The organism is Novipirellula sp., from assembly GCF_041583735.1.
Classification (GTDB): domain Bacteria; phylum Planctomycetota; class Planctomycetia; order Pirellulales; family Pirellulaceae; genus Novipirellula.
Genome location: NZ_JBFHFD010000286.1, coordinates 1 through 10,278, shown reverse-complemented (window position 1 = coordinate 10,278; position 10,278 = coordinate 1). Strand labels below are relative to the sequence as shown.

Below are 10,278 nucleotides of genomic sequence, written 5' to 3'. Positions count from 1 at the left end.
CTCACCCGAGCAATCGCTAAAGGCTCTGCTCGACCTCTCCCGGCTGCGCTGGGAGAGGTGCAGGATGGAGAATGCGTGACTTGTAACTCTGTTCCCTCTGTTTGCTCCTGTTCAAATTGTCCGAGCAACCATCGTTCTTGTTTGGCGACGGAGATTTGGTTGCTCGGTCGAGATTAGGATTATGAGTAAGATTAAGATTAAGAATTCAGTACGGCGGGATCTTTAGCAAAATCCACTACGGGAGGGTGGGGCAAGGCGGATCGGCCGCGGAATTGATTCGCGGTGCGAGTGAGCTGGAGACAGGCCCTCACCCGAGCAATCGCTAAAGGCTCTGCTCGACCTCTCTCGGCTGCGCTGGGAGAGGTGCAGGATGGAGAATGCGTGACTTGTAACTCTGTTCCCTCTGTTTGCTCTTGTTCAAATTGTCTGAGCGACCAGTTCTCTTATTTGGCGACGGAGAACTGGTTGCGCGGGTTAGATTAGGATTATGAGTATGATTAAGAATTTAGTGACGCGGGATCTTTAGCAAGATCCACTACGGGAGACTGGGGCTAGACGGAACAGACGCGGAATTGATGCGGGGTGGTGGAGATTGGAAAGGTGTCGTGTGGCAGTATTTTGGCTTAGGCTGAGGCCGTTGAGAGGGAGCAAGTATTCGCGTTGATTCGCGGGGCTGTTCTTTTTTTACGGCGCTGCGTTTGCGTGAGTGCAAGATAACGGGTCCGATCGCGGTTGACGTCGGACTTTTCTGTCGCCCCTTCGGGGCTTTCATTCCAGGGTTGTTTTGTAACCCACGGCTCACGCCGTGGGCTACAGCATGCCGTCCCTTTCGAGACTTGGGGATGATGGTTGAAACGCGTGCGTTGTTTGCTGTGGTTGCTATTGCTTGCAGCAACGTTGAGGCCGGGGAGAAGAACTGAAAAAGCTAAATTGACAATGGTCATTTGGCAATTGTCGTTGGGAGGTTAATGACAGGCGGGAAGCCTAGCCCACATTGATAGACTGAGAAGTCTATTCTGTACTTGGCTTGGGGGCGTCGGCGAGTTCGAGGGCTTCCACGACGGCGCAGCCGCAGGAGTCGCTCCAGACGTTGACCGAGGTGCGGCACATGTCCAATACGCGGTCGACCGCCAAGATGATGCCTTGCATCTCTAGCGGTAATCCGACGGCGTTCAATATGATCGCCATCATCACTAACCCGGCGTGCGGGATTCCCGCCGCACCGACACTGGCCAATAACGCCGTCAGCGCAACGACGATCTGCTCGCTCATTTCTAAATTACGCTCAAAGTGTAACTGAGCAATGAATAACACCGCGACGGCTTCGTAGAGCGCTGTGCCATCCATGTTGATCGTCGCTCCAAGCGGCAGCACAAACGATCCGGTGCGGTTGCTGATCCCGGCACGCTCTTCCACGCTCGACATTGTCAACGGCAATGTCCCATTGCTGCTGGCACTGCTAAACGCGGTCAACAACGCTGGCGACATCGCTTTGAAAAATTCAACCGGACTTCGTTTGGCGATGAATTTCAAAATCAACGGCAACGTGATCAGCGAGTGAATCGCTAACGCGACTGCCACTGCGACGACGTACCACGCCAACGCCATAAACACACTGGTTCCCTGAGTCGCAGTGACCGCGGCGATCAAAAACAAAACGCCGAGCGGCGCGAGTTTGATGATCGCCATTGTCATCGCCATCATCACGTCAAATCCGGCTTTGGCGGCGTCACCAATCCGCTCGGCCGTCTTGCCGCCGACCGAGATGGTGAACAACGCGAACGCGATCGTGAACGCGATCACCGACAAAAAATTCGAGTCGACGACGGCGGCAAACGGGTTCTTTGGGATCATCGCCTCGAGTTGCGCGAACAACACATTGATCAGCGATTCCGCCTCGTGCGCATCAGGATGGGCGCGAGCGACGACATTATCCTTCAGGCCGGGACGAACAACGTTGACAACCAACAGCCCAGTGGTGATCGCCAACATGCTGGTGCAAATGTAATAAGTCAGCGTGCGGCGAAACATTCTCCCGAGTCCTTGCGAAGACCCCAGCCCCAAGACTCCGGTCAACAGCGATGTGATAATCAGTGGGACGGCAACCATTTGCAACATTCGCAAAAACAGTCCCCCCAGCCGCTGCAGCCATCCGCCGACCTGTTTTGCGACGCTCATGCCATACGTTTCGTAGATCGCAACGGCGGCCGGGTCGACGGCAGCGAGCGTTTCGATCGAGCGAAACACGCCTGCTTGCGGGTCTACCGGATCGACGACCCGTTTGATTTGCTCGCCTTGGTCATTGACATACTGGATCACCGTCGAGCCCGAAGTGTCGTGGATCGTTGCGGAATCGATCCCGCGAGGCAGTTCGCTGGGCGTGCCCGGTTGGCGAACGACCGTGGTCGTGCGATTCGAGGCGGTGATGTTTAACGTCACGCCTAGGATGGTGCCAAAAATCATCCCGATTAGGAGTTGCCAATGCAGAGCGAGCCGAAACATTCCAGGTTAATCCAATTCGTCAGTGGCGATGACATACGCGGTGGCATGGGTGCGGCAGGCACCTAGCGAAACATGAACTCTCTCGATCCCTCGTTGTTCGGCCCATTGGGACGCGGCACCGGAGAGCAACATGGTTGGTCCTTCGCCTACATGCACCACGATTTCGATGTCGGTCCAACGCACTCCTTGGTACCGACATCGCATCGCTTTCATCGCCGCCTCTTTCGCCGCCCAACGAGTGGCAAACAACTGAGTCGTGTTTGCCGTTTGAATACAATACTCGATTTCGTTGGCACTGTAGACACGTTCAAGAAATTGTTCCCCATGCGCTTCGATCATTTTGGCGATGCGAACACATTCAACAATTTCCGTTCCGAGTCCGAGGATTGCCATGAAGGGCCATGGGGTAAAAAGAAAAGAGAGGGAGAGAGGAGGAACCGCGGCTGCGAAACTATTTCGTCGTAAAGTCTAACACGCGAGCTTTATCGAGGACGGGCATCAGTATTTCGACAAACGCTTTGTGATCAGGATGCGGCAAGTACTCTTCGCGTCCCGCTTCGTCCGCGAACGTGACCATGAAGCAGTGGGTGAAGCCATCGTCGTGTTTTTCGGGACTGTTATTGGTGCCCCATTCAAAATCGGTGATCGAATCGATCTTGTTTGGCAGCTCGGCAAACGCTTGCTCGATTTTCGCGATGTCTTCTTTGGATGCGTCGTCCTTGAATTTGAAGAACACGGCGTGTTTCAGTTCGGTTTCATCGCCATCGTTGCGGTCGGCATCCGCATCTTCGTCGGCGACGCCCCAATAATCGATCACGAACACGTCTTTCATGTGCGGACGCAGCGTGTCGCCAAATTCTTTGTGAGCCGGGTGGGGCAGGTATTCCGCTCGGCCTGATTCGTCGGCAAACGACAGTAGGAAACAATGGGTGAATCCATCGTCGAGTCCTTCGGGGCTGTTATTCACACCCCAATCGAAATCGACGATTGAATCAATTTTTGACGGCAACTGCTCGAACGCCTTGGCGACCGCATCGATCTGTTCGGGCGAAGAGGATTCTTTGAACGAGAAAAAGACGGCATGTCGCAGCACGCGTGATTCCTTAGTTGATTCGGATGCATCGGTTGATTCGGATGTGTCCGCAGAGGACGAAGTGGTTGGGTCGGTGGTCGTCGTGGCAGCTTCGTCAGCGGTGCAGCCCGCTGTGACCGCGAGACAAGAAACGGTTAGCACGGCCAGCGATAGAAAATGGTTGGATTTTGACATGGGGGCTCAAAGCGGGAGTGAAGCACTGCGGCTCCGAAACGCAGGACTGGCGAGGCGGGGCGACCAAGACGTTCTGCGTTTCGGAGTTGCAGTACGTCTAATGACAATCGTAACGCTTCGCAGTGGCCGCTTCCATCCTTGACGAATCGGGGCTCAGGAATCAGAAAATGGGCTCACCTTCAACCTCGTTCCCTTTTCTGTACCTCCATTTGATCGAGACGCGTTCCGATGAGTCAAAGCACCAGCCAAAACAAACCCCCTGCGTTTGCGGATCGTCTTGCCCAGGCGGTGCGGCGAACGGGATCGGTCACCTGTGTCGGACTGGATCCTCGCTTGGAGCAATTGCCGACCTCGATCCGGCAAATCGCCGAAAGTGGGGCTGCGGATGCAAAAGCCGCGGCGTACACGCAGTTTTGCTGTGACATCATCGACGTCGTCAAAGACAAAGTCGCCTGCGTCAAACCGCAAGCCGCCTTCTTTGAACAGCTCGGTCCGGCCGGCATGGTCTCGCTCGGTCAAGTCATCCGGTATGCGTCGGATGCCGGGTTATTGGTGATCACCGATGGCAAGCGGAACGACATCGGCAGCACGGCGACCGCCTACGCTCAGGCCTATTTGGGGGCGGGAGACGCCAGCCCGTGGGGCAGCGATTCGTTGACCGTCAGCCCCTATTTGGGCCGTGATTCGCTCGAACCGTTCGTCGAGGTCTGTGACGAGCGGGCTGCGGGCGTGTTTGTGCTGGTCAAAACATCCAACCCAGGCGGGGGGCTGTTGCAGGACCGCGTGACGGACGGGCAAACCATCTACGCTCGCGTGGCCGAATTGGTCCAGGAATTGAACCAGGGGCGTACGGGCGAGAGCGGCTACGGCCCGATCGGAGCGGTGGTGGGGGCGACTTATCCCGAGCAATTGGCCGAAATGCGGGCGGCGATGCCGACCAGTTGGATCTTGATTCCGGGCTTTGGCGCCCAGGGCGGGACGGCAAAAGACGTGATTGCGGGATTTGACGACGCCGGAATGGGGGCGATCGTCAACAACTCGCGAAACTTGATTTTTGCCCATCGTCGCGACGAATATTCGCAAAAATACGGTGAATCTCGTTGGCAGGATGCCGTTTCTGCGGCCACCGACGAAATGAATGCCGTCTTGGCCACGCGAATTTCCTAGCAGGACTTTCGGAAATAAACGCGATTCGGTAAGCTTCGCGGTTCGATCAGGACCCTAAAGGAAGTGTTCGATCGAACCGTTGTTTACCAAACCACCCTACCTATTACTTGCGGATCACAAATGGGTACCAAGATTAAGACCCACAAGGGCACCAAAAAGCGATTTCGCTTGTCAGCAACTGGCAAGGCAATGCATCGCTCCTCCGGCACGAGCCACTTGGCAAAAGGCCTGACCAAAAAGCGTCGTCGTAACCTGCGTGGCACCACCTCGCTGGACAGCGTGATGGAACCGACCATTCACGCCGCCCTAAACGGCTACAGCAACTAAGCACGAAAGCATTCATCGCTTTCGCATTTCAAACCTTCTATTTATTTTTTCACACAACCCCAAAGTCGAACCGTATCCATCTGGCTAGGCGAAACACCCGCAGCATCGAATTGACGGGGGCCTGAAGTCAGAAAGGCGACGAAAAGCTCGAACAACCCCTATCGCAACGACGATATCCTCGAGCATTCGATCCAACCATTAGGAAGTAAAAGCAATGCGTACCACCAAAGGTTCAGCACGTCGGCAATCTAAAAAGCGTCTGTTTAAACGAGCCAAAGGTTTCCGCGGCGGACGCGGTAAACTGACACGAAGCGTCAAGGAGACTTTGCTTCGGGCTGGTGTGTATGCGTTCCGCGATCGTCGCGTCCGCAAGCGTGACTTTCGCCGCCTATGGATCGTTCGTATCAACGCTGCGGTTCGTCAGCACGGGATTCGCTACAGCCAATTCATCTACGGTTTGAACAAGGCCGGTATCCAATTGGATCGTAAGATGCTTTCGGAAATGGCGATCCACGACAAGGCTGGCTTCAAAGAGGTCTGCGACAAGGTCAAAGAAGTTCTCGCGGCCTAAGCCTCGGGTGTCTTTCCCTGTTTAGGGGTAAACCAATACGACCCAGAGTCGCGTTTTACGCACTCTGGGTTTATTTTTTGCTGGGTTTATTTTTGGGTAGCTCGCTGCTAACCAATGGTCCTCGTTTTCTCGCTCCTTCCCCACCCTCATTTGACTTAGTGTCCTGGCATCATGTCCCTCGATAAATTCATCAGCACGCTCGACCAACTCGAAAAAGACGCTCTCGATTCGTTCGAGAATGCTGCCGATGCTGACGCCGTGGAAGAAACTCGTGTGCGTTTTCTAGGTGCAAAAAAAGGAGCACTTAAAGACGTCCAAAAGATGATGGGCGGCATCGAACCGAGCGATCGCAAGGCCGCGGGGATGCGGCTCAACGCATTCAAGTCAAAGGTCCAGGAATCGTTCGAGGCATCGCAATCGCGTTTGGGCGGCGGCGAAGCGTCGGGGATCGATCCGACATTCGATGCGACGCTGCCAGGAATCCGCCCCAACGTTGGGCACATCCACCCGATCACGCAAACCATCAACCATTTGATGGAGATCATGGGGCGAATGGGATTCGAGGCGGCCGAAGGGCCTGAGGTCGAAGATCCGTGGCACAACTTCGTCGCGCTGAACATTCCCGAAGATCATCCGGCACGTGACCCGCTGGACAATTTTTATCTGGCGACCGCGTCGGCCACTCAAGCCGGCAGCGAAGGATCGCAGTTGCTGCGAAGCCAAACCAGCACGGTGCAAATCCGCGTCATGGAACAACATGAACCGCCGATCCGCGTGATCTCGCTGGGCCGTGTGTATCGACCTGATGCACCTGACGCAACGCATTATCCGATGTTCCATCAAATGGAAGGCTTGTACGTCGACAAGCACGTCACGATGGCGAATTTGAAAACGGTGCTTCGCGTGTTTGCGACCAACTATCTTGGCGGCGACGTTCAGATCCGCTTCCGCCCTTCGTTCTTTCCGTTCACCGAGCCGAGTGTGGAAGTCGATTTCCTGTGGAATGATACCTGGATCGAATTTGGCGGTGCTGGGATGGTCGATCCCGCGGTCTTTGAAGCGGTCGGTTACGACCCCGAAAAGGTCAGCGGATTCGCGTTCGGGTTGGGCGTCGAGCGGCTGTGCATGCGTCGACACGGGATCACCGACATCCGCGACCTGTACAGCGGCGACCTGCGATTTTTACGGCAGTTCTAGCAAGCAATCGAATTTGAGCTGCTGTCGATACGACCAACGTATCGGATCTTGCCAAAGATCCTTTCCACCACCATCGTAGTGGATCTTGCTAAAGATCCCTTCCCGGCTTGGCCAGGCAGCATCGCGAGTCGCTGCAAGATTTGTTGGAGTCTGCAGCGTTTGCTTGAATAAACGGCCGTAGCTACGTTCGCCAGAACGTGGTCCACCGTCTGGCGACGGAAGCTACATCAAAAGTGAAAAAGCTCTAGTAGCAAGCGAATAGGCCGGAGGCCGACACACTGACCGAGAGTGTGTCGCCCGCTGGGCTATCTTTCCCACCTCCACAAGACGGTGGCTCACGCAACCGGCAAAGGGTGTGTCGGCCTCCGGCCTAGAATCCATGCTACTAAGTCAGCCGTCTCCCGAAGAAGGGGCCGAAACTCTTCGCGAGTTTCGCTACGTGGTGTCTTTCGCTACGTGATGTCTCGCGATCGCCACGGCGGGCGTTAGACTTGCACTCGCTCGCGATCACGGACGCCTAGCAGGTATAGCACGGCGTCGAGTCCGAGATTGGAAACCGCGTGGCCGGCCTCTTGGCGGACGATCGGTTTGGCATGAAACGCGATGCCCAACCCGGCTCGGTTCAACATCGGCAAATCGTTCGCTCCGTCACCGACCGCGATGATTTGGCGACGGTTGATTCCTTCGCTCGAGGCGATCTGTTCGAGTAACTCGGCTTTGCGTTGTCCGTTGACGATCGGATCGAGCACCTTGCCAGTCAGTTTGCCGTCGATGATCTCGAGTTCGTTGGCGTGCACGTAGTTGAAGCCGAGTCGATCGCGAAGCATGTTGCCGAAGTAGCTGAATCCGCCCGACAGGATCGCGGTGCGGTAGCCGAGTTCGTGTAGATTTAGCAGTAAGGCTTCGGCGCCTTCGGTCAATTTCAATCGCTCGGCAACTTTCTGTAGCGATGATTCGGGAAGCCCTTTCAGTGTCGCGACACGACGACGCAGCGACGTGTCAAAGTCCAGCTCGCCTCGCATCGCGCTTTCGGTGATCGCAGCGACTTCGTCGCCACAGCCGGCTTCTTTGGCCAATTCGTCGATCACTTCGGCTTGGATCAGCGTTGAATCCATGTCGAACGCGACCAGCCGTCGCGATCTGCGGTAGGCGTCATCTTTTTGCCAAGCGATGTCGATTGCCAATTCGCGGCTGAGGTCCATGTAGAGTGCCTGCATCCGCGGTTTATCGTGAGGCTCGCCGCGAAGCCAGAATTCGACACAGGCGCGGCGAAGCGTTTCGGGGTTTTCAAGCCGCTGAGGCCGACCGGACAGCCGGTGAATCACATCGATATTGAGCCCTTCGTCCATGATGATCTTGGTCACTGCCGCGATATGCGACGCTTCGATCGATCGAGCCAACAGCGTCAGGATGTACCGCGGTTTGCCTTGGCGGTCGACCCAGTTGTCGTATTCGGTGTCTCCGATGGCACGAATTTTGACGCGAAGATCAAGCGACTCCGCCATCGCATTGATGGGCCGTTCGACTTCGATTCCTACCTCGACGCGGATCATCATCCCCAACAACAGCGATTGGTGGATGACCGCTTGATTGATATCCAACACCTCGGCGCCGAGCTGGGCCAGTGTGCGGGTCAATTCGGCCGTCAATCCGACGCGGTCTTCGCCGGTGAATCGCAGTAAAAAGATGTTGCCCATTGTTGGCTCTCCAATCGGCCATTTTTCGTTTGAGCGGTTCGCCGGGCTCTGCCCGAAAAGAAAGGGGGCCCGAAAAGAAAGAGGAAAGCATAGACCGATCCGGCACCTCGATGAAGGGTAGGCACGGCGAGCGACGCTGGGGGCTCAGAGCACGCGGGGGTTCAGAATCGGGGGCTCGGAATGTGGCGTGGCGTTGAATGCGGGAAGCCGCCTTCGTGAAATCAGCAGCAATGTTCGCACGTGGCAGGGTGACACTGAATTTGCCCGTCGCTTTCTGTAAAACACCACACTTTCTCTAGAACCGATTGCCCCACCCCGAGCTGGCTACCGCCATCTCTGACCTCCGCAAAGGGCAACGCTGTGAAGCATTTTTTCTTATAAGGTTTGTGTATTTTTAACGTAGCGGAAGTCGTCAACGGCTTGTTGTTTTAGTCGTACGATGGACTTCCTAGTCCGTCGAATGCGCCATTGACGGACTAGAAAGTCCATCATACACCCCTTGCCGCAGGAGACTTCATTAAATCAACAAGCCGTCAAGACTTTCGATCCACGGCGAGTGTCCCCCGAAACTCTTGACGAGTTTCGCTACGGAATGCTTCACAACGTTGCCCAAACGGGGAGCTGAAACTCGCTCAACCGCGAGCTTCGCTCTGCTTGAAGCTGCGCGGCCTCGTCGCATTGGGGGGATTATCCTCACGCAGGGTCCCACTAATGAGGATCGTGGCGGGGGCTGCGGCAAAATAACGGCGGGAATCCCGAGAAAGTCGGTAGCCAATTCGGCTTTTCTTGGGTTTAATTCAGCTGTCGCTGCGAAAAATCGTGCTTGCTTAGCTTCCCCCCCGCCCATTTGTTTGTGCACTCCATGCAACTTCCTGTCGTTTCGGATACTCCTTCTCCTTTGCAAAACCGTCCAACGGGCGACGATTCGAGCAAGCGCGGCCGCTATGCGGTCATCAGCCTCGGCTGTCCCAAGAACCTTGTCGATACCGAGCAGATGCTAGGCCGGCTGGACGAAGATGGTTACGCGATGGTCGATTCGGTCGACAACGCGGACTTTGTCGTCGTCAATACATGCGGCTTTATCGATTCGGCTCGCGATGAGTCGCTTGGGGCGATCGACGAGATGTTGGCGCTGAAGCGACAGGGGAAAATTCGCAACGTCGTCGTCACCGGATGTTTGGCTGAACGTCAGCAAGGAAAATTGCTCGAGGCGCGACCTGAGATCGATGCGATGATCGGCGTCTTCGGCCGTAACGAGATCGTCTCGGTAATCGATCGTTTGCAGTCGGGGATCGAAGAGCAGCAGAAAGTTTTCCGCCCTGCTCCGATCAAACCGCTTAGCGATGCAGTGCGAAGTGCGGTCACGCCGCGGCACTTTGCCTATCTGAAAATCAGCGAAGGCTGCGACCGGCTGTGTACGTTTTGCGCGATCCCGAAGATGCGGGGCAAACACTACAGCAAGCCGATGGAACAAGTCATCGACGAGGCCAAACGGCTCGGCGACAGCGGTGTCAAGGAAATCGTCGTCGTTGCTCAAGACACAACCTATT

At 55.7% G+C, this 10,278-nt stretch carries 9 protein-coding genes; 5 read left to right on the top strand and 4 right to left on the bottom strand.

Annotated features, from left to right (window positions below):
- Positions 1-1,011: 1,011 nt before the first annotated feature.
- Genes ABX962_RS19825 through ABX962_RS19815 form a run of 3 tightly spaced genes read right to left on the bottom strand, consistent with a single transcriptional unit; the run spans position 1,012 to position 3,769 of the window.
- Entirely contained in the window at positions 1,012-2,502 is a 1,491-nt protein-coding gene (locus ABX962_RS19825; protein WP_372721756.1) for a dicarboxylate/amino acid:cation symporter, read from the bottom strand.
- A gap of 6 nt (positions 2,503-2,508) precedes the next feature.
- The gene (gene acpS, locus ABX962_RS19820; RefSeq protein WP_008689740.1) at positions 2,509-2,895 is read right to left on the bottom strand and encodes a holo-ACP synthase; all 387 of its coding nucleotides are present in this window, start codon (positions 2,893-2,895) and stop codon (positions 2,509-2,511) included.
- 58 nt (positions 2,896-2,953) lie between these two features.
- The gene (locus ABX962_RS19815) at positions 2,954-3,769 is read right to left on the bottom strand and encodes a Dabb family protein (RefSeq protein WP_372721755.1); all 816 of its coding nucleotides are present in this window, start codon (positions 3,767-3,769) and stop codon (positions 2,954-2,956) included.
- A gap of 228 nt (positions 3,770-3,997) precedes the next feature.
- Between ABX962_RS19815 and pyrF the strand changes: the two genes are divergently transcribed.
- The 4 genes from pyrF to pheS all read left to right on the top strand — a co-directional run bounded on the left by pyrF (position 3,998) and on the right by pheS (position 7,031).
- Positions 3,998-4,936, top strand: coding sequence for an orotidine-5'-phosphate decarboxylase (pyrF, locus tag ABX962_RS19810; RefSeq protein WP_372721754.1), 939 nt, complete (start codon positions 3,998-4,000; stop codon positions 4,934-4,936).
- A 120-nt stretch (positions 4,937-5,056) separates the two neighbouring features.
- Entirely contained in the window at positions 5,057-5,263 is a 207-nt protein-coding gene (gene rpmI, locus ABX962_RS19805; RefSeq protein ID WP_339946387.1) for a 50S ribosomal protein L35, read from the top strand.
- Between the two features lie 214 nt (positions 5,264-5,477).
- Positions 5,478-5,834 carry a 50S ribosomal protein L20 gene (gene rplT, locus ABX962_RS19800; RefSeq protein ID WP_008704621.1) on the top strand — a complete coding sequence of 119 codons (357 nt, stop codon included), beginning with the start codon at positions 5,478-5,480 and terminating at the stop codon, positions 5,832-5,834.
- Positions 5,835-6,005: 171 nt separating this feature from the next.
- Positions 6,006-7,031 carry a phenylalanine--tRNA ligase subunit alpha gene (gene pheS, locus ABX962_RS19795; protein ID WP_339946388.1) on the top strand — a complete coding sequence of 342 codons (1,026 nt, stop codon included), beginning with the start codon at positions 6,006-6,008 and terminating at the stop codon, positions 7,029-7,031.
- Between the two features lie 485 nt (positions 7,032-7,516).
- Here pheS and serB read toward each other — a convergent pair whose 3' ends face one another.
- The gene (gene serB, locus ABX962_RS19790) at positions 7,517-8,728 is read right to left on the bottom strand and encodes a phosphoserine phosphatase SerB (protein ID WP_372721753.1); all 1,212 of its coding nucleotides are present in this window, start codon (positions 8,726-8,728) and stop codon (positions 7,517-7,519) included.
- Between the two features lie 862 nt (positions 8,729-9,590).
- Here serB and ABX962_RS19785 point away from each other — a divergent pair.
- The coding region (locus ABX962_RS19785; RefSeq protein ID WP_372721752.1) for a radical SAM protein at positions 9,591-10,278 on the top strand (688 nt) is incomplete at its 3' end.